This window comes from Treponema rectale, assembly GCF_014202035.1.
GTDB lineage: Bacteria > Spirochaetota > Spirochaetia > Treponematales > Treponemataceae > Treponema_D > Treponema_D rectale.
In genome coordinates this window covers 299,591-320,671 of sequence record NZ_JACHFR010000001.1, presented here as the reverse complement: position 1 = coordinate 320,671, position 21,081 = coordinate 299,591, and the positions used below count along the sequence as shown (strand labels likewise).

Below are 21,081 nucleotides of genomic sequence, written 5' to 3'. Positions count from 1 at the left end.
CAAAATTTATTTTATAGATTCATTTTCTGATTCCGGAACATTCTGCAGGGACATTTTCTGTTCAATCATCTGATTGACTCTGACCCGATACCAGTCTTCCCCTTTCAGAATATCCTTCTCTCCGGCAGGTTGCGCATACACAGGAAGAGCCCGGTTTGCAGAACGAAGATACCTTACAAGTTCTACTGCAAAAAAACAGGCACAGCCTATTGTAATCCCGGTACTGATCCGCTGCATTGTATTCCACCGGTTTATTTCATCCACATCACTGTAACTTCCGGCATTATATCCGTTCACCATAGACAGATACCTTCCCTGCGTATACAAAGTAAATGGAAGGGAAACAACCAGCAGTGTGTATGACCTGTACATCCAGATTCTGCGTTTATCAATCTGCGCTGCTACATCGGACGGCAGGCCTTTTACAATAAGTTCCGTCTCACTTTCTGCAAGATTTTCAGGAATGTAATAGAAATAATACGATGAATCAATATCTGACACAACCTGTCCTATGACAGCCTGGCCGTTAACTGTGACAAGAGCATTAAGTGATTCATCCCCTACAGTCCCCGCGTGCTGTCCGTCTGCATATATTTCAGAAATAATCGGATACCTGAAGTGAAGCAAAACCTGAGATTTTTCTTCCTTTTCCATGGGAACTTCAACAGTGAATCTTGAATCATGTTCAAAATTATATGTAATTATTTTTGTTTTATACCCTTTTGCTGAAAACTCCAGAGTATGAATACCTAAATCAACAATCATTCTCGAATACTCAGAATGAACCACCCCGTCAACAGTTACTACAGGTGTTAGTTCCTCTTCTGAAGAAATATTTACGATAAGTTCAACAGGACGGCTATTTAAAATCTTTGGAATCATGTAGGATGCAATATTCGAGGCAATCGTCAGACAGTCATTTATGTTGCCGACCTCAGTAACTGTTCCCATGTTTTTACATCCGGGATAAACATACAGAGACGCTGTGACGGAGGCATAGTTACCATAAATTGAAATACTGCCGCAGATAAGGCCGTTTATTTTTTTAGCTACAGCTTCCTTTTCAAAACTCCGGCTTTCATAACCTTCTGCAGCCGCACCTTCAGAAACAGAAAAGAGAATCGTACTGTCATTATTATAAAGGACTACTTTTTCGGAAGAAGGAAAAGGGACCAGCTGTTCTTCTTTTTTTTCAGCAAAAGGATTGAAGGGAATCAGTGAAAAAGATTTTTTTTCTTTTACCGCTTCAAGATTTGCAGTCCTCGCAGCAACTTCCTTTCGAGCTTTCTCACAGTCTTCAAGATTCTTTTCTATTTTATCCTGAAGTTCCTTTATTTTTAAATCTTCTTCTGCAATAAGTTTTTTAAGTTTTTTAGGATTATCTTCCGTAAGAACAAGAGCATCCCTGGCCTGAACTTCTTTTGAAAGCTGAAGAAAAAGACTCTGCCGCTCAGTAAGGAATGTATTAAGCCTGCGGTCAAGTAATTCTTCATCCGTCGTCATTCTGGAAGTATTTTCTGCAATACGTTCCAGAATAAGCTGAGGTATGAGGGAAGCAGCAGAATCCTGAGAAGAAGAAACTGCCGTCTTTCTTGTAAAGTTAAATTTTGTTGCTGCAAGCACCCAGTCATCACAAAAGACCGGTAAACTAAAGAGGCATAAAAAAATACAGCAGCAAAATTTTTTTTTCATAAATCAGTCTTCACCAATATCATCATCGTCATCGCCGTCAGAAGCTACACCCTTCCATTTGGCACTGAGATATGAATCAAGGAAGCCGTCAATATCACCATCCATTACACCCTGAATATTTCCAACTGAATACTTGGTGCGGTGATCCTTTACCATTGTGTACGGCTGGAATACGTAAGAACGGATCTGACTTCCAAAAGAAATATCTTTTTTCTCTCCGGCAAATTTTGAATTCTCCTTTTCCTGCTGTTCTTTATAATACTCATACAGTCTTGAGCGGAGAATGCTCATTGCAGTTGCCCTGTTCATAAGCTGGCTCCTTTCACTGTCACAGGCAACAACAATTCCTGTCGGGAGGTGAGTAAAGCGAACGGCAGACTCTGTCTTATTAACATGCTGTCCACCCTTTCCGCCGGAACGGTATGTATCAACGCGGAGATCTTTAGGATCGATGTTAACTTCAATGGAATCATCAAGTACCGGAAATACATACACAGATGCAAACGATGTATGACGCCTTGCATTCGCATCAAAAGGTGAAATACGTACAAGACGGTGAACTCCGGCTTCTCCCTTTGTGTATCCAAACACATAAGGACCGGATATTTTCATGTTAATTGATTTTAAGCCGCCTTCTGCTTCTTCCTGAGAAAGTACCTCGACTTTATAGCCGTGACGTTCTGCCCATCTCTGGTACATGCGGGAAAGCATGAATGTCCAGTCACAGGCTTCCGTTCCACCGGCACCTGCATGTACGGAAAGAAAGCAGTCATTTTTATCAACTTCATCAGAAAGAAGATTAAGAATACTCTGGTGATCAAATTCAGCCTTAGCCTTCTCATACATTTCTTTAAGCTCAGACTCAAGTCCCTGATCTCCTTCTTCCATGCCAAGTTCATAAAGAGTAAGCATGTCATCAGAAGCTTTGCGGAGTTCTTCCCACGGTTCAATCCGCCCCTTAAGCATTTTAATATCATTCATTACTTTTGTGGCTTTATCATTGTCATCCCAGAAACCTTCCGCTGTCGTAAGGGCTTCTTTTTCTGCGATTTTACCGCGGATTTCTTCCGGATTAAGACGGGACCATACATCGTCAATATCCTTTTTCAATTGTTCAACAGGTTCTTTTAAATCTTCAAGCATAATACTATCCTAAACTTAATAATTTTTTTTGTGATTTTATAAACAGTGTTTTAAGAAAAAATCTGAGGCTGTCAATATTTTGAATTACGGTCAGAAGGAATACTGCTTCTGTCAGGAGCTTTGAACTGAGCTTTTTTCCACTTTTTCTGCTTTAATTCAGTAATTACAAAAAGTCCGTTAACAGGAAACTGATACATTCTGATTTTGTCATAATAATCCGTTACGCGGTCCACGTCTTTTTTCAAGGCAGAAACTGTATCTTCCGTAATACTCATACATTCCCAGCAGGAGCGCTGAATTTTCTTAAATCCATACATTGTGAGAATATTTACGAGAGCCTTTGCACTGTCCATTCCGCCAGGTTCAACTATTACAGAAACAAACATAAATATAGGATAATTAAAACTTCCTTACTTGTCAAACTGATGAAATTAGTTCACTATTTAAAGTATGAGAAAATTAAAACTACTTTTTTTACTGTCAGCTTTTATAACGGCAGCACAGACCGCAGCAGCTCAGTCTCAGCGGCCCATAGTATCAGGAATAAATACCTCTCCATCTGCAAAAAAAATAATCGTATCATGGCACCTTCCAAAAAAAACGGAAGATTCCCATATAACAGCCCTCCTCATTTACAGAAACAACAGGCCTTTTTCGTCAGCAGAAGACCTTAAGAACATGAAGCCGGTTGCAAAACTTTCTTCAGAATCAGAAACCTATGCAGATACTCCGGAAGACTATTCTGAATATTTTTACACTGTAATTTCAGTAACAAAAGAAGGCAGCTGGACCGGCAGTGAACTGTACTACGATGAGGAACTTGACGCTAAACAGGATGAGTCCGGAGGAACGCCGTTTTACATAATACTTCCGGGAGTTAATTCAACTTCTGAAGGAACAAAACTGAAAAGATACTCAAAGAAAGAAGCAAAGCCATCCGTTCAGGAATCAAAAAAGAAAAAAGAATATGACAACGGGCAGCTTAGGGATCAGCCCCTTCCTTACATAGACGTACTTAACAATCAGGGAGAAAGAAAAAGTTCAATCTCTGAGGAATCAGAAAATGCAGCACTTTCTCTTTTAGGAAAAAATACGTCTCCGGCAAAAAAAGCACTGGAAATGTACATCTTTGAAGATGACCTGATAAGTCCGTCCGGCGGTGATGACTACCTGCTTTTTGAAGTTTTGAGGAAATCCTTCATAAAGGAAGACTTTAACCTTGCTGCATCTGAATTAAAGAAATTCCTTGCCCAGAACAGATCTGAAAATACTGCTTCAAGGGCAAGTTTTTATCTTGGAGAATCTTACTATTACACGGGAAGGTATTCTTCAGCACTGTCCTGCTTTCTTTCCGTTGAAGAAAAATATCCCGCACTTGCACATAAATGGATAGAAAGCACCCTTAACCTTTTCAATACAGAAGATCAGTGAACCTGCTCTATAAGATTTATAAGCGTAGTTTCTTTAAGAGGAGTCTTAAGACTTTCTTTTAAAGATTCCCGCTCAAGTGTCTTTGCCTGCTGAGTTGAGGGTACGCCGTCCTTATCAGCACCAGGCCGGGTTTCATTGGCAGCGTCCGTTTTTTTAGCCGAATCACTGTCAGGAACTTTAACGAGAATAACTTCATCATCCTGATTCAATGTATCATAGAAACCTTTCTTGGTGTACTTTCCTTCACAGATTTCTTCATCAACTTTTTCTGCAACAAAGGAACCCACAACAGCACTGTCGTTATAAACAACACCGGGACCTGTATCCTTTGTAGTTACCTGCCCTCTGCGAACAACATCAAACTGACATCCTTTTACAACACCGTCGCTTTTTCCAAGGTCAACAAGAATAGTTCCGTTTACAATCTGCAGAACTTTTCCCCGGACAGGAAGAATATCAAGAACAGCACTTCTGAGACGTCTTACAGCCTTTGCAACACGATCATTGCCAGTCCTGTAAATATGAAAGTCTGCGGTTTTAGTACCGGTTCTTCCTGAGTAAACATCAGCTGCAAGAGTAAAAGAACGTTCCGTCTCATCAGTTCTGATAATCACAAAGTAATCCATTCCCGCCGTTCTGGCAGCCCTGTAGGCTTCACCATAACCAGAAACAGGATCAGACTTTACTTCAACAGAAGTACCTGCAACTCCGTTAAAAATATTTTTTACGCTTAAAGCAAGAATTTCCTCGGAATCCGGATGAAGAAGCTGCACTGTAGTTTTTTCATAATAAATTCCCAGCTTCCATCGTGTCTTATCAAAATAAAAAGGATCAACATTCCATCTTGCACTCAGATTATCTTCCATAAGATTTTCAAGTGAAGCTATAGTATCATCATTCTTTATTTCCTGTGCAGACTTTTCCCTCACAGGAGAACTCTCTGAAGTCTGTTTCTTTTTATCAGCCTCAAGCCTGTCGTAAAAATTTTCCTTTATGAATTTCAGCTGATGAAGATACAGCTCATACAAGCCTTCCTTTTCAAGCATATCTGCAAAGCGCTGTCTGGCATCCTGATCCAGTGGATTTATAGCAAGCGCTTTCTGATATTCATACCGCTCACTCTGTCCGTCAAAGTTACGCTTATAATCCTCTGCCTTATCAAGATGGAATTTTTCCCACTGAACACGTCTTGAATCCTCAAGATTCAGTTTTTTATCAACAAGATGTTCAAGGGCAAGACGCATTATTTCATCCTGAGGATTTATTGAAAGACCTGTATTATAAGAACTGATCGCCTCATCAATTTTATTCAGTTTTGTAAGAGCCTTGGCTTTTAAGTACCATGCCTTACTTAAATTTCTGCTGCGACCGATTCTGAAATCACATAAATCAACAACTTCCTTGTATCTTCCCTGAGTATAAAGAATTCCAGAAAGCAATTCATAAGCCTTATCAAAATTCCCGTCAATCTGAACTGCACTTCTGGCCCGTTTTTCTGCTTCAGTAAAATCACCGCGCTTGCAGGCAAGATAAGACGCCAGATAATGTACGCCTGATTCTCCTGAATGATATTCAAGAGCCATGTTTATGTAACGCTCTGCAGCATCAGCCTTTCCCATTTCTGCACTTACAAGGGCAAGAGACAGTAAAGCCTTTCTGTTGGTCCCGTCCCTCTTCAATGCATCAAGATAACGTTTTTCTGCAGTTGAAAGACTTCCGTCAAAAAGATCAAGTTCTGCAAGTCCGAATCTGGCATCTACATTATTAGGATATTCCTTAAGGATTTCAGAGAAAAGTTTTCGTGAACCGTCGATGTTTCCACTGGAGATAAGAATCTGTCCCTTCAGATTTTTCATGTCGGCATAGTTCTTAGCATATTTTAAAGCTTCATCAATATACTCCAGGGCAAGATCATATTCACCAAGGTAATAAGTGCATAAAGAAAGATTATACCAGGCTTCTCCATATTGAGGATTAAGCTGAATTGCCTCACGGTAATTTTCTATTGCTCCATAATAATCATCTTCCTGCTGTCTGGAATATCCGTCCTTAAAAAGAGAAAGCGCATCTTTTGCAAAACAAGCAGAAGATAAAACTAAAAATAAAAGTACAGTTACCGGTTTCTTTATACGCTTCAGTAAAACCATAATCCCTCCCGCCCCAGATTTTTATGAATCATGGCAAATAATTTTTATAACGTTAACTTTATGTCCTTCCATTTCCTGTACGATAAAATCGTAATTTTTCCAGTTTACTTTTTCAAACTTAACAGGAATCTTTCCGAACAGATCAAATACAAAACCACCCAGTGTATCAAAATCCTCTGTCGGAAAATTAGAATGTATCTCTTCATTAAGATCATCAAGAGAAGTTCTGGCATCACAGATCCAGATATTATCGCTTAAAGAAACAATGTCAGCCCTTTCGTTATCAAACTCATCCTGAATGTCTCCGACAATTTCTTCTATAATATCTTCCATGCAGACAATACCGCTCATTCCGCCGTACTCGTCAATTGCAATGGCAATGTGTACATGCCGCCTCTTGAATTCACGCAGCAGTACATCAATACGTTTGCTTTCAGGAACAAAATATGCCTTGCGTATAGTTTTTTCCAGGTTAAGCTCTGAGTGCTCGCTGAATTTAACGATAAGGTCTTTTACGTAAAGCACCCCGATTACATTATCAATTGAACCGGAATATACAGGAAATCTTGAATGTCCGCTTTTTACGATCTTAGCAATTACTTCTTCATCCGTACTGCCCAGAGAAATAAAATCAACGTCAATACGGGGAATCATAACTTCTTTAACGGTAGTCTCGCTTAAATCCTCAACCCCCTGAATCATATCACTTTTTTCTTCAGCAAGAATTTCTTCCTGAAGAGATTCAACGGTCTCTACCCTGTGTTTTTTTTCTTTCTTTTTACCAAATCCAAATAGTCCCATTTTCTTCTGTTTTTTTCCTTAAAAAATATGTTCGTCCTTTAATTCTTCCATAATCTTCTTTTGAAGAACAAGCATCTCGCAGTCAGGCTCCTTTCCTTTTTCTACATGCTCTTCTCCATGATCATAACCGTTCAGATGCAATAGTCCGTGAACGATAAGTCTTTTTAATTCTTCTTCCTGATCAACTTCAAAATATTCTGCATTTTTAGGAAGAGTATCAAGGCTGATTACAATATCGCCGGCAGCAAACCACTGTGTTCCATCTTCATCAGAATAGGTCTCTCCGTTCTCAAAACTCAATACATCTGTAGGAGAATCAATTCCCCTGTACTCTGAATTCAAATTCTGAATGAACGAATCCGAACAGAACAGTACGGAAACTTCCTGTCCGTCATATCCACATTTTTCAAGAACTCTGGAAGTAAAAGGTTCAATTTTATCCAGCCACGAAGGAACCGGATAATTTTCCTCAACATCAACAAGTATTCTATTTGCCATTTGTCTTTCCCTTAGTTTTTCTCGTCCTGGTTTCTTCTGTTTTTGACTCTGACTTCGGTTCTTTTTTTGAAGGAGCTTTTAACTCTGTTTTAGTTTCACTTTTCAAATCTGATTTTCCTTCAGATTTTGCTTCTGACCTGGATTCAGACTTTGTTTCGACTTTAGCTTCAGTTTTCTCATTCTCTTTTAAACTGTCCGCAGTTTCAGGAATTTTCTGTTCTTTCTCTGCTGATTCCTTCTGCTCAGGATATTCTATTCTTGAATGATAGTAGCCGGTAAGAATCTGAACAAAAGAATCGTGTATTATACTAATATCCTTAAATGTAAGTCCGCAGTTATTAAGCTGCCCGTGTTCAATTTTACCGTTTATAAGCGTCGTAATGAATTTATCCAGAGCAGGAACAGATTTCTTTTCCAAAGTTCTGCATGCAGCTTCAACTGTATCAGCCAGCATTACAACAGCACTCTCTCTCGTTGACGGAGGAGTTCCAGAGTATGAATAGTCATCAGGATTTACATCCGGATCAATTTTCTTTGCTTCATTATAAAAATAAGAAAGCACCTGATTACCGTGATGTTCACTGATAATATTAATTACCGGTCCGGGAAGCCTCAGGGCGTATGCCTTTTCTACTCCCCGCTTTACATGACTTCTGATTACAGTCACGGAAAGGGACGGATTTATCGAATCATGCACATTATCAATTCCCGTCTGGTTTTCTACAAAGTATTCAGGATTTTCTATCTTACCGATGTCATGATAATAAGCACCGACTCTGGCAAGAAGAGAATTTGCCCCTATTTCCCGGCAGGCTGATTCAGCAAGAGAAGCAACCATCATGGAATGATTATATGTTCCCCCTGCAGTAACAAGCATTTTTTTCATTGTGGCATTATTCAGGTCACTAAGTTCCATAAGCCTGAATGGTGAAGCTGTATTAAGAATCACTTCCAGCGGCGTAAGCATTCCGAGACAAAGAATTCCTGAAAGGAATCCGTTCAAAGCGACACCAAAAATTGAAATCCATTTTTCAGCAATGGAAGCGTTGAAAATTATTTTTACAATCAAAAGAAATACAACATTAAGGACAGCCTGTACTATGGCAGCTGCAACCATATCCGTACGCTTTTCAATTTTATGAACGATGCGGCTGGCTGTTAAAGTCGTTGCCAGGGTAAACACAAAAGGCTCAAGTTCGTAGGCACATGCATTAAGAACGGAAAAAGAAACTATTATGGAAAAAAAGACCGCATTCAGCTGACCGAAAAGTATGGCAACAATAAACACGCAGAACACAGCAGGAATCCACATGCAGGTAGTGTACGGAGATGAAAACTCAATACTTTTATTTGCCATTACCGCCGAACAGAATATTGCTACATAGAATATACATTCAGTAATCAGTTCTTTAAACTCAATTCCCGTCGGAAAGAATACCCGGCTGGAAAAAAAGAAAACCAGAACTACAAGAATCACATGAAACAGAGCTGAATTTGCAAATGCCCTGTAATCAACATAAGATGCAGTCTCTGCCATTTTCTTAAGTTTTCTGTACTGAGTCTCATCAATAGGTATCTGTTTTTTTGCAATCACTTCACCTTTTTCTACTGTCGTACTGTCAGCTGCCGTTGCAGGAAGCGTTTTTGTGGCAACAATAGTTTTATCCGGAACCCAGTTCACTTCAATTTCATCAATGTTATAGGAACTGAGCGTATTTGAAGAAGCAGTCTTTATAAAAGCAAAGACCAAAGCTGCAAAAAGCGTGACAATAATGAGTAATATTTTTTTATAGTTCAGTGACAGATATTTCAATACAGAAAAAAAAGTTTTTTTCAAACTATCTGTCGTTTCATCAGTTCTGTCTTTCTTCATTTTCATAAGCCCCAATAATTTTCCTGACAAGTTCGTTTCTTACCACATCTTCAGCAGTAAGTTTTTTTATTGCAATTCCCGGAATACCATCAAGTATTTTCAGGGCATGAATAAGTCCTGAAGGAACTCTTTTAGGAAGATCCACCTGAGTTATGTCTCCCGTTATAAACATCTTTGAATTTTCACCAAGACGGGTAAGAAACATTTTCATCTGTTCCGGTGTAGTATTCTGAGCTTCATCCAGAATCACGGCACAGTCATTGAGAGTACGTCCCCTCATATAGGCAAGAGGCGCTATCTCTATTGCTGAACTTTCACAAAGTTTCTTGACAGTCTCTCTCGGCAAAATAGTATTCATTGCATCAAACAGCGGACGGATATAAGGATTAATTTTATCTTCAAGAGCTCCGGGAAGATAACCTAAACTTTCTCCTGCTTCTACCACAGGACGGGTAAGTATTATGGTATTAACCTGATGACTGAGCAAAAGCCTTAACGCTTCCGCAACAGCAAGAAAAGTTTTTCCGGACCCTGCAGGACCGGTAGCAAAAACCATGTCACAGCTTCTCATAAGCTGAATAAAATCTGACTGTCCTTTTGTTTTAGGATAAACCCGTCTGAGACCGCCGCTTACGGTAATTGAATTACGGACAAAAAGTTCATGCTCTTTTTCGCAGCTGCGCTGAATGGAACAGGGAACCGTATTTAAAACTGATTCTACCAGTTCACAGTCAGAGAGTTCTGAGGAACCGTCTGCAATTTCATCCAGAATGCGGTTTATTATAAAATTAAACTTCTGTTCATTTTCAGGATTTCTACCGTCAATTGACAGTTCATTTCCGCAGGCAAATAAAGGTTCACCAAGATAAGATTCAATGAGTTTTAAATTGCTATCATTAGTTCCGCACACCCGCTGAAGAACAGTAGAGTCCGGAACTATTATAGTATAAGCTGACAAAGTAACTGTCCGTTATTTTGAAAATCCGTCGTCTACAAAAACATCTTCGATTATTCCATCAGAAACATCGTCAGTGTCAGACACAACGGAATCAGAAGTTTCAGCTTCAGGCACAGCTGCAGCAGGAGCAGAACGTACAACACGGAATCCAAGATCAACACCCCTTAAAACAGGAACTGAACTTGCGCGGTTTTCATTGCGGCAGAATACAGCATCGCTTTTTACAGAACCACCGCGGCGAATCTTTTTTCCCGTTACAGTTGAATCACTTTCTCCCAACGGATTGTCATTTGCAGCATAACGGTAATTGCCATACCAGTCATAGCACCATTCCCAGACATTTCCGCTCATGTCAAAAAGGCCGAGAACATTTGCACGTTTAAGGCCGACTTCTTTTGTAATTCCGTCTGCAGAATTTACCTTACTCCATGCACATACAGTAATAATCGGACTGCCGGAATAAACGGAATTTTCCGGAGTATTTCCGCCCTTAGCAGCATATTCCCATTCTGCTTCTGTAGGAAGACGGTATCCGTCTGCATTAATATCAGCTTCTACGGAAGACCAGATTGCCTTTACTTCTTCTGAAGCATCCATGCGCGGAATTTCACCCCATTCATCAGTGTTTTTTGAACCGCCTAAAGAATAAACAGGCTCAAATCCGGACATTTCGCTAAGTTTATTGCAGAAAATAACTGCATCGTACCAGCTTACTTCTTCTACAGGAAGCGTTCCTCCCTTATTGGCTGAATAATTGTATCCCATTACGGCTTCATATTCTTCCTGAGTAACTTCAGTTGCACACATTAAAAAAGAATTAACCTTTACATCATGTACAGGAGATTCGTTCTTTTCATTTTCCAGACTTCCCATCTTGAAAGTCCCGCCTTCGACAGAAACCATTTTAGAAGCAATACTGTCTGCGGCACTAAAACCTGAATCCTGAGCAAAAGCAAATGCTCCGGACAAAAAAACAGCAGCAGAAACAAATTTCTTAAAATTCAAAGTTTTCCTCCAGCAGCTGATAAACAGCTGACCTTTTTTACATTATAGCATTTATACTGAATTTTGTATAGAAATCTTACACTGCTTGATAAAGAACAGAATTTCAGCCTTCAGCCGCTTCAAAAACTGAATTCCTGAATTGAATTCAAAACCGTCAGGAAAATGAAGATAAAGATAGTCCTTTTTTTCAAGGAGATTTCGTATCTGTTTCTCCAGAGCCAGGGAACTGTCCCTGAAAACAGACTCTTCCCCCTCAGACAGAAGAGAAGCTGCAGTTTCAAGGTCTTCAAGTTCATCATTCAGAAACTCAACAGCCAGAGGAAAATCCGTCCTGAAAACTTCATCCGGAATGCATGACTCATCTGAACAGTCACTTCGAAGATAATTCAACCGGGTCCGGATAAAGTCATCATCTGCCCTTTGCAGTCCCAGATCAAGACCGGATTTACCTGCATCATAAAGATTAGCGGCACCTGAAAACTCATTTTTAAACTGCGCCGCATACATGGAAAGAATCTTTGTCGTACAGACGGGGTTATTATTTTTATCACTGGTAAAATATCCTGCACCCGAAAAAACTGCATCATAATTCTCAACGCTTCTTTTTCTGTCTGTACAGAACAAACGCTGTATATGAGCAGGAGCATTTTTTGAATGAGTAGCCCCAACGGAAAAGGAAAAATCCAGCCCTACTGTAAAAACATTAACGCCCTCATCTTTGCGAAGCCTGAGTGCAATATAAACTGCAGCAAGTCCTACTGAACCTAAAGGCGGCACTGTCACCCCTGCAACATTCTTTTCCTTAATGGAATCAATGAATGGACCGGGAGAGTATTCACTTAAAAAAAACACCCGTTTCTTGAACTTCATGCAGACTTCATTTCTTGAACATAAATCTGCAAACAGAACCGTCTTTTCTGATTTTTTTACGCCTACATAAAAACTGTCTATCACGCTCTGACTTTCAAGGGAAACAACGGCATCACATTCTATTCCCCTCTCTTTTAAAGGTATCAGGGCGGCATCAACTGCAATTACAAAAAAACTGCCGGCTTTTACTTCATCCCAGAACATGAATGAATCAAGACTTTCCCCTGCCCCGACTACAAGAATATCTTTTTTAACGCATGCAGAAACATCATCAAGTACCGGACTTCTCCGTCTGAGTCCTATATTGCGGAATACATTTCTGGAAAACATTCTTCCCATTCTTACAAGAGTAATACGGTTTTTCCAGAAACCTCCAATTATATCTGTAAGTCCGGCCATGATAACGGAATACTTATCCGGACTAAATGCACTGCCTGCACAAAAATCAATACGAACAGCCCTCCTGCATTTTCCACTGCGGCAGAGTTTACGGACATATTCGTCAAGAAGTTCCAGCTGACTCCATCTGAACAAAGGAATTTCGGAATTATCCTTGCGGATCTCACAATTTTCAGAAATTTGAGCAAGTTCATCGTCTGCTTCAACGGCAATAAGAAATGTATTTTCAGGAAGTTTTCTTTTTAATTCATCAATACCGTAAAACAGTCCGGGTGAGCATATAACCACAAGAGTTCCTTCCAAAAGGGAAAGAGATTCAATTACTCCCCTTATACTCCTGAAGGGATCATATTTTGAATAGAGAAAACGGTTTTTATATTCAATATTTAAAAAACGAAGGCCCTGCCCGGACTCAACCAGACGGGGCCTTTCTTTATCAGAATCAGTCAATCAAAATCCTGTTAGTCACGAACAAATACTTTTGCATAAGCAGCTTCAAAAGTATCCTTATCATAATAATCATTGGTGATTACAAAAGCTGCAGATGACTCATCAGCATTTGCTGCCTTTTTATCAAGTCCTACAGTATCAGCTTCATCATTCTGGATACCGGTGCAGATTGCAACGATAACATTTGAACCTGATACAAACGGAGTGCTGACTTCCTTAACTTTAAGACCGAAAACTTTCTCAAGAAGTTCCCTGTCATTGCCTATAGTGCTGAGGGGAGCTGTTGATGCTGTTGAATTAATAAGACTGCTTGAACCATAGTTTACGGCAAAAGCAGGTATTTCTGTCTTTTCGATATTGAATTTTTTGCATGCAGCATCAAATCCATGAACTGAAGCTTCTGAAACAAATTCATCTGCCTTTCCAAGATAATACTTCTCGATAAGGCTTGCTTCGTTAGACTTTACATAATCTTTTACAGTTTTAACAACCTCTTCATTTTTTACGGATGCCTCTACCGGAGTTCCAGTACACTTAAAGAAAGTAAAGCCAAGTTTTGTAGGAAGAACTTCAGAAATACCGTCTGCAGCAAGAGCCTTTACAGTTTCTGCTGAAGAAACATCATCAAACATTCCGTCGATCTGGTATCCGTAAGATCCTGAAAGCTCACCAGAATCATTCGTATAATATTTCTGAGACTTTTCTGTTACAGCAGTATCAAATTCAAGCTCTCCTGCTTTTACAGAATCAAGAACAGCCTGTGCATCTTTCTTTTTATCCATTGTTACGGCAAGAAGGCTGTATTTTGTAAATTTTGCACCATTATCTGCAAGATATGAAGAAGCAACTTCATCAGGACATACAGATGTATCAAATGCAGCAGTTTCGAATGAATGCTTTTCTGAAGAAAGTGAAGCAATAAAATCAAGTTCCTTAGAAGAAGTCTTTACACCGTAAAGTCCGTCTGCAGAACCGAACATATCATCAGCATATCTTCTGAAAACAAGCTGTTTTTCATAGTTTTCACGAAGAGTCTTGATTTCTCCCTCTGTTGTCTGTTCATAAGCAGCCTTCAGGAAAGTTCCGTCCGGTGAAAAATACTTAACCAGAGATGCATCAACTGCAGCTTCAGGAACTTCATAACCACTCTTTTCAACTGCACTGGAATAAACTCTGCTGCGGAGAGTCTCAAAATATGCCTGGCGTACAATCATTTTTGTATAAAAAGGATTGCTTGCATCAACCTTGTAAGTCTCTTTATACAGATTAGTTGTGTTTGCAACTGCATTATAAAAATCAGATCCCGGTTCATACTTAATCTTTTCACCGTTAATCTTTCCAAATGATGTGTTGCCTGCACTGAAGAAAGCGTCAAAAACAGCACTTCCTCCGAATGGAATGAACACTACAGCTGAAATAATAAGAATTACAACTGCACCGATATTAATCTTTCTTTTTTCTTCAGACATGGATTTACCCTTTTTTTATAAATAAAATTATAGCAGAAAGATATTAACATTGTAAAAATCATCTGTCAACGGAAAGATGGGAAGACGGTTAAATGTTTATAAAAATTACACTCAAAAATGAAAAAAGAAGAATAAGAAGAAAAGTCGGGCAAGCCACTGGGGGATGACCAATAAGTTCAAAAAATGTCATTTTCGGATTCGACCCGAAAATCTATTTAATTACAATACGTCTGGTCAAGGCACGCTTCGCTTAAAGCCTTGACACAGCCGTTTTTAGGTTTTGTATTAAACCCTAAATACAAGAGATTGCCGTGTCGAGCACGGCAATGACTTATACTTATTGGACAGCCCCTTCGAATCCGTGCGGACGCTGTCGCGTCCTCTGCTGTAAAGTCGGGCAAGCCACTGCCTCTCTGCATAGCCGAGAGGCTTCGAATCCGTACGGACGCTGTCGCGTCCTCTGCTGTAAAGTCGGGCAAGCCGGATTCGAACCGGCGACCTCTACGTCCCGAACGTAGCGCGCTACCAACTGCGCTATTGCCCGAAAATTAACGAAAAAAAATGCCCGCTCTTTTGAGCAGGCTAGCGGGATGTACGAGGCTCGAACTCGTGATCTCCGGCGTGACAGGCCAGCGCGATAACCAACTTCGCTAACACCCCAACGGACGCTAATTTAGCATAAACACATATTTTTTGTCAACAGCGAATTCCGTTTTTACAAAATATTTTTTAATTATCTTCCTTTTCTTTAAGGACAGCAAGGAATGCACTCTGCGGCAGCTCGACATTTCCTGCCATAAGCATGCGCTTCTTACCGGCTTTCTGCTTTTCAAGAAGTTTTCTCTTACGGGTAACATCACCACCATAACACTTGGCAAGTACGTCCTTTCTTACCGGATTTACAGTCTCCCTGGCAATAATCTGAGCTCCGATGGCTCCCTGAATTGCAATTTTAAACTGCTGGCGGGCAATTTCTCCCTTAAGCCTTTCACAGACAACCTTAGCCCTTTCTACGGCACTAGGTCTGTAACAGAGCTGGGCAAGAGCATCTACCGGCTTTGAATTTATAAGGATATCTATCTTAATAAGATCCGTAGGCCGGTAATCAATAACCTCATAATCAAAACTTGCATAACCGCGGCTGTAAGACTTAAGCTTATCGTAAAAATCAAACAGAACTTCACTTAAAGGCATTTCATAAATAAGCTCTACCCTTTTTTCATCAAGATACTGCATGTTTACCTGAAGTCCGCGTTTCATTCTGCACAGTTCCATAATGGAACCAAGATATTCACTTGGAGTTATGATATTTGCCTTAATGTAAGGTTCCTGAGATGAATCAATCTTTCCTGCCGGAAAATCCGCCGGATTATCTACAAAAATTTCTTCATGCCCCGGAGTCTTTACCTTATAACGGACACTTGGAGCTGTAAAAATTACTACCTGATCAAAATCCCTTTCAAGACGCTCCTGAATTATTTCAAGATGAAGAAGACCTAAAAATCCGCATCTGAAACCGTTTCCAAGTGCCAGGGAATTATCCTTTTCATAAACAAGAGAAGCATCATTAAGCTTCAATTTTTCCATTGCTTCCTTTAATTCCTCATAATCATTGGAATCAATAGGATAAATGGAACTGAATACTACAGGCTTTACATCCTTAAAACCTGCAAGAGGTTCTGAAGCAGGATCAGCCACTGTAGTTATAGTATCACCTACACGCACGTCACTGACGGTCTTGATTCCAGTAATGAGATATCCTACATCACCAGCTTCAAGCACTCCGGTACGCTCGTAATTTATCTTGAATACACCTGCCTGCTCTACTTTATACTCAGCACCGTTACTCATAAGGCGGATCTGATCACCTTCCTTAATGCGTCCTTCCTTTACGCGTATATGAACAACGACACCCCTGTATTCATCATAGTGACAGTCAAAAATAAGGGCCTGAAGCGGGGCATTTACATCTCCCTGCGGAGGCGGAAACTTTGTTACAATTGCCTCCATAAGATCATCGATACCGGCTCCGGTCTTTGCGCTTACAAGCTGAGCATCACTGCTGTCCAGGCCAAGATCATGATCAATCTGTTTTTTACAGCTTTCAATATCTGCACTGGCAAGATCTATCTTGTTTATTACAGGAACGATTGTAAGGTCCTGCTCAAGGGCAAGATACATATTGCTTACAGTCTGACTTTCTACCCCCTGCGTAGCATCAATAAGAAGAAGGGCACCCTCACAGCTGGCAATGGCTCTTGATACCTCATATGAAAAATCTACGTGCCCCGGAGTATCTACGAAGTTAAGTTCATAATCATGTCCGTCTTTTGCATGATAAGGAATGGTAACCGCCTGACTTTTTATCGTTATACCGCGCTCACGCTCAATATCCATGTTATCAAGAATCTGATTCATCATCTGACGGTCTTCGATAATTTTTGCCTTCTGAATAAGACGGTCTGCAAGTGTACTCTTACCGTGATCAATATGTGCGGTAATACAAAAATTACGCTTGTACTTTAATTCTGTCATAATAATTCCTTAAATCAAATATTAAAAATAATAGGTGCTGTCCAATGATGTCGTAAAACCTATACTTACATCAAGATAACCTTTTTTTCTTAGTTTTGCATATACCGCAATTCCGGCTGCAGACTTATCTTCCGCAATCTGCACGTCAATCAGCTTAAGCGTATCATTCTCGCTAAAGCCGGCATCATCTGCCGCACTTCCCTTTACAACACTTTCAATGATGTATTCTTTCTTTGCAGCAGAAACCTGAGTAAGCTTCATTCCCGCCAGAGGAAGCATTGAATCAGCTATGCGGTCATGAATGTAAAATTCATATCCCGGACTGTCAGGCCTCCGTTCAAGATAAACGGCTACATTCTTTTCTGTACCGTCAGCTTTTTTTACGTTACAGCTTACAACAGTTCCACTCTGACACATCATCAGATATCTGTGAAAATCATATACGGAAGAAACCGTCTTACCGTCAAAACCGGTTATCAGGTCCCCTGCTTCAATACCGCTTCTGGATGCACTTCCACCTGGAAGAACATAAAAAACCTCAAGACCTTCATTAGTCTTACCGCTTCCGGCAAGTCTCTTTGTTTTACCATAAGCACCGATCCACGGATGTTCCCTCTCGCCTCCTGCATACAAAAAAGGAAGCTCGTACCTGAGATATTCAACAGGAATCGCAAAATTCAATCCCTGATAATTCTGCACGCCGGCAAAAACTACAGCCTGAACCTTTCCGTTTTCATCAATAAGCGGTCCGCCTGAATTTCCGGAATTAACGGCTGCGTCAATCTGAAACACAGGTCCTGCCATAAAAAGCTGTCTGTCCGTTGAAGAAATAATTCCGCTTGTCAGTGTCTTTTCAAGTCCCAGCGGAGAACCGATGGCATACACCCTGTCCCCTGCATTCAAATCAGCTGATGACCCCAGCGTAAACACTGAGGGAGCCTTTATCTCACACTTAAGGAGAGCAAGATCCAGTGCAGAATCATAGCCGACTACTTTCGCAGGAATCTTTGTATCAGGATCTTCCGCAAGTTTTATATAAAGACGGGAAAATCCCTCATATTTTTTATCAACCAGATCGTTTATGACATGATGATTTGTAATGATGTATCCGTCTTCCGATATAAAGAAACCGCTTCCCAATACACCGTCAGCATATCCCATTCCCCGTTCGATTTTAAGCCCCTTGTCAACAAAAACCGTTACAGTTCCGTTAATAAGATTCTGCACACTCTGCTTTTTCCATGATGAAGAAAGCCCCGGAACATTTTTATAGGCAAGAGTCTCTAAAGAAGCCTCTGTATGATTCGAAACAATCTTTTCCCTGCATTCTGCTGCAGAAAGAGATTTATACAGCCTCAGGGCAGTCATATAATCAGAATCTTTTACGGCAGCATCAAATTTCTCAATGACGGCAGCCTGGGCTTCATTAAAAAGAGAAACTGCTTTTTCATTCAGAGGCACATTATTACGGACAAGAAGACTCCTCCATAAAGCCTTGACAGGATAATCAGAAATCAAAGCCCTGACGGATTCTATTTCATCATTAACAGCATCTTCTTCTGTATAATCAACCGGAACAAAAACTTCATTTTCATGATTCGAAGTAATGCATGCCGAAAATAAAAAAACAAGTAAAAATATAAACAAAAACTTTCTGCTCATATTATTCATCATGATTTTCCAAACCACCTTCTGCTTCTGAATATTCCTTCTGAGCCACAATCTTTCCAAGACAGATATTTCCGGTCTTTACGGCAAGAATACGCACGTCACCGAATTCAAAGACCGTACTGTAACATGATGAACTGCCGGCTGCCAGAGTTTTAAGGGCAAGTTTAGCTGCAGATTCATAAAAATCTCTTGAATGTGAAAAATCATTTCCTATCCAGTAAAAATCATATACAGAATCTTTCGTAATTTCAAAAGCACTTATACCGTCACTGACTTCCACCGGTTTTCCGTTCATGCTTGTAACTGTAATCATCCTGTGTGTCATCACGTCATAAAACAAACTCTGCTCTTCATTACCTGAAATTATTACATGACGCACATCCCATTTTCCGTCACTGTCATTATCCCATGAAGCAATCTTGCCGTTTCCGTCAAAATATTCTTCCGTAAAATCCGGCGAAGTATCTCCGTCCATATCAATCTGAACCATTTTAAGATAAAACTGTTTTCCTTCTGAAGGAATGCCGAAAAGATTTACCGTAACGGAACGTATGTCTTCCAGAGAATGCACCTGCATTTTTCTGTCATTATCCACTGCATAGAATTCACTCACCTCATAAAGTCCGTCTCCATCCTTGTCACAGACCCTCATGTCAGGAAGATTATTCTTAAACCATGCCCGTGCAAATTCTTTTTCACCCTGAAAATAATCCGCAGTAACAATTTCTCCGTCTAGAACTGTAAAACGTATGCGGGAATTTTCCCTTTCTTTTCCCGGAATCTCAAGAGACGAAGCATTCCTTAAAAGCACGGCAGCATCAAGCACTTCCGGTTTTTCTACAACCTGAGGAAAAAAGAAACGGGAACCGGTCAGAGAACTGATAAGAACATCCTCCCTTATAAGCACGGGAGTCCAGCTCAATCCTTCTGCTACAAAACCGAATGAAAGCTCCGGCAGGGAATCATCAGCATAAGTAAGCGTATTCAGATATGGAAATTTATCCCACGTAAAATTCATTTTTCTGGAAGGAAAGCTTCCGCTCACAGGACTTCCATAATCACATACAACATTCCAGTCAAGAATACCGTCCTGCTCACTGTCATAGAAAATATCCTGAGGCCTTCCCCTGGAATACTTAACATAGAGATTGCTTATTCCATCTCCGTCAGTATCCCGCTGAATGAAACCGCCGAAAGAATCAAAATATTCCCGCGCAAGGGCAAGAACTGCCTCCTCATCCAGCATCTGAATGAATTCTTCCATAAGTTCATAATCTATGGCTGTATCTGCAAAATCAGCAATATAGTTAAAAGCCTGCTCCTGATTCATTATGCCTGACTCCAGGGCAACAACAGCATACAAAGGATGAGAAAGTCCCCGGGCCTTAAAAGACTTTAAAAGATGTTCCCGGTCACTTCCGGAAGCAAACCATGCGGCATATATCTCAAGTTCAGCATCTTTATCTGGAGATACCTCCACATACTGAGTAATAGTCTTTACAAAGTACCTTGTCATCCTCTGAACGTCAGGATTTCTATCTGTGTGGGATTCATTCTTAAAAAACAGAAGTGGAAATCTCGTATCATCAGGAAAAATTCTTCTGGCCCCATCAATTTTATTGCGGGCTTTGGAAACATTATCAGAATCACCAAGTCTGTAACAGGATTTTGCCCTTATATACTCAGCATCAGCTGAAAAAACCGAAGGGGCTGCATCAAGAACAGCAATAGCCTCCCTTGAATGTCCCGTATCAGATAGTATGTCGGCATGCATTATGCGGGCATTATCCCGGTTATAGTTTACCCAGCTGTTAAGTTCAAAAGCCTTTTCCAGCAGAGGAAGTACCTGGGCCTTAGGAGCCTGAAGAGAATTCTTTGAAGAGGCAAGGATGTACCACAGGTCAGAAATAGTCTCATCATAGGCAATTCCAAGGGAAGCCTGAGATACGGCTGCATCATAATTTTTCTCAGACAGATATCCGGAAGCAAGCTGAAGGCATCTCAGGGCAGTACGCCGGTTTGCCTGAAGGGCACTGTCTTTAAGGGAATCTCCTGTTTTTACAGGAGGAAGCGCATTTAATATACCAGCAGCAAAAAAAATCAAAAAAAACAAAACAATTTTTTTCATATCAAACTTCA

15 protein-coding genes and 2 tRNA genes are annotated in these 21,081 nt (G+C 40.3%); 1 reads left to right on the top strand and 16 read right to left on the bottom strand.

The features are described 5' to 3' along the window. Positions 1-6 precede the first annotated feature (6 nt). From HNP77_RS01310 to HNP77_RS01300, 3 genes are all read right to left on the bottom strand, one after another. Positions 7-1,692 (bottom strand): coiled-coil domain-containing protein, encoded by a 1,686-nt coding sequence (locus tag HNP77_RS01310; RefSeq protein WP_184651356.1) that lies wholly within the window; start codon positions 1,690-1,692, stop codon positions 7-9. Positions 1,693-1,695: 3 nt separating this feature from the next. Beyond that, positions 1,696-2,835 (bottom strand): peptide chain release factor 2, encoded by a 1,140-nt coding sequence (gene prfB, locus HNP77_RS01305; RefSeq protein ID WP_184651355.1) that lies wholly within the window; start codon positions 2,833-2,835, stop codon positions 1,696-1,698. Positions 2,836-2,906: 71 nt separating this feature from the next. Beyond that, complete coding sequence (locus HNP77_RS01300; protein WP_184651354.1) at positions 2,907-3,221, bottom strand: CRISPR-associated endonuclease Cas2; 315 nt, start codon at positions 3,219-3,221, stop codon at positions 2,907-2,909. Positions 3,222-3,285: 64 nt separating this feature from the next. Here HNP77_RS01300 and HNP77_RS01295 point away from each other — a divergent pair, with 64 nt between their 5' ends. Next, entirely contained in the window at positions 3,286-4,266 is a 981-nt protein-coding gene (locus HNP77_RS01295) for a tetratricopeptide repeat protein (protein WP_184651353.1), read from the top strand. Here HNP77_RS01295 and HNP77_RS01290 read toward each other — a convergent pair. The 13 genes from HNP77_RS01290 to HNP77_RS01230 form a co-directional block, all read right to left on the bottom strand. Continuing rightward, complete coding sequence (locus HNP77_RS01290; protein WP_184651352.1) at positions 4,260-6,413, bottom strand: tetratricopeptide repeat protein; 2,154 nt, start codon at positions 6,411-6,413, stop codon at positions 4,260-4,262. The two genes, HNP77_RS01295 and HNP77_RS01290, sit on opposite strands and share 7 nt — an antisense overlap. A 21-nt stretch (positions 6,414-6,434) precedes the next feature. Continuing rightward, positions 6,435-7,214 (bottom strand): hemolysin family protein, encoded by a 780-nt coding sequence (locus tag HNP77_RS01285; RefSeq protein WP_184651351.1) that lies wholly within the window; start codon positions 7,212-7,214, stop codon positions 6,435-6,437. Between the two features lie 18 nt (positions 7,215-7,232). Then, the gene (ybeY, locus tag HNP77_RS01280) at positions 7,233-7,712 is read right to left on the bottom strand and encodes an rRNA maturation RNase YbeY (protein ID WP_184651350.1); all 480 of its coding nucleotides are present in this window, start codon (positions 7,710-7,712) and stop codon (positions 7,233-7,235) included. Continuing rightward, positions 7,702-9,585: an HDIG domain-containing metalloprotein gene (locus HNP77_RS01275; protein WP_184651349.1), complete on the bottom strand. Its 1,884-nt coding sequence runs from the start codon at positions 9,583-9,585 to the stop codon at positions 7,702-7,704. Before HNP77_RS01275 ends, ybeY begins: the two co-directional genes overlap by 11 nt. Further along, positions 9,566-10,543 (bottom strand): PhoH family protein, encoded by a 978-nt coding sequence (locus HNP77_RS01270; protein ID WP_184651348.1) that lies wholly within the window; start codon positions 10,541-10,543, stop codon positions 9,566-9,568. The genes HNP77_RS01275 and HNP77_RS01270 overlap by 20 nt, the downstream gene beginning before the upstream one ends. Before the next feature lie 12 nt (positions 10,544-10,555). Then, positions 10,556-11,548, bottom strand: a complete 993-nt coding sequence (locus HNP77_RS01265; protein WP_184651347.1) for a formylglycine-generating enzyme family protein — start codon at positions 11,546-11,548, stop codon at positions 10,556-10,558. A gap of 51 nt (positions 11,549-11,599) precedes the next feature. Next, positions 11,600-13,267: a 6-hydroxymethylpterin diphosphokinase MptE-like protein gene (locus HNP77_RS01260; RefSeq protein WP_184651346.1), complete on the bottom strand. Its 1,668-nt coding sequence runs from the start codon at positions 13,265-13,267 to the stop codon at positions 11,600-11,602. 11 nt (positions 13,268-13,278) lie between these two features. Continuing rightward, the gene (locus tag HNP77_RS01255) at positions 13,279-14,736 is read right to left on the bottom strand and encodes a SurA N-terminal domain-containing protein (protein WP_184651345.1); all 1,458 of its coding nucleotides are present in this window, start codon (positions 14,734-14,736) and stop codon (positions 13,279-13,281) included. A gap of 471 nt (positions 14,737-15,207) precedes the next feature. Beyond that, positions 15,208-15,280, bottom strand: a tRNA-Pro gene (locus HNP77_RS01250). Positions 15,281-15,322: 42 nt separating this feature from the next. Then, positions 15,323-15,396 (bottom strand) — tRNA-Asp (locus tag HNP77_RS01245). 69 nt (positions 15,397-15,465) lie between these two features. Continuing rightward, a complete protein-coding gene (gene lepA, locus HNP77_RS01240) occupies positions 15,466-17,271 on the bottom strand; it encodes a translation elongation factor 4 (protein WP_184651344.1) in 1,806 nt (601 codons plus the stop codon). A gap of 21 nt (positions 17,272-17,292) precedes the next feature. Next, complete coding sequence (locus HNP77_RS01235) at positions 17,293-18,945, bottom strand: S1C family serine protease (protein ID WP_246428833.1); 1,653 nt, start codon at positions 18,943-18,945, stop codon at positions 17,293-17,295. Further along, complete coding sequence (locus HNP77_RS01230; protein ID WP_184651343.1) at positions 18,935-21,070, bottom strand: tetratricopeptide repeat protein; 2,136 nt, start codon at positions 21,068-21,070, stop codon at positions 18,935-18,937. Before HNP77_RS01230 ends, HNP77_RS01235 begins: the two co-directional genes overlap by 11 nt. Positions 21,071-21,081 lie beyond the last annotated feature (11 nt).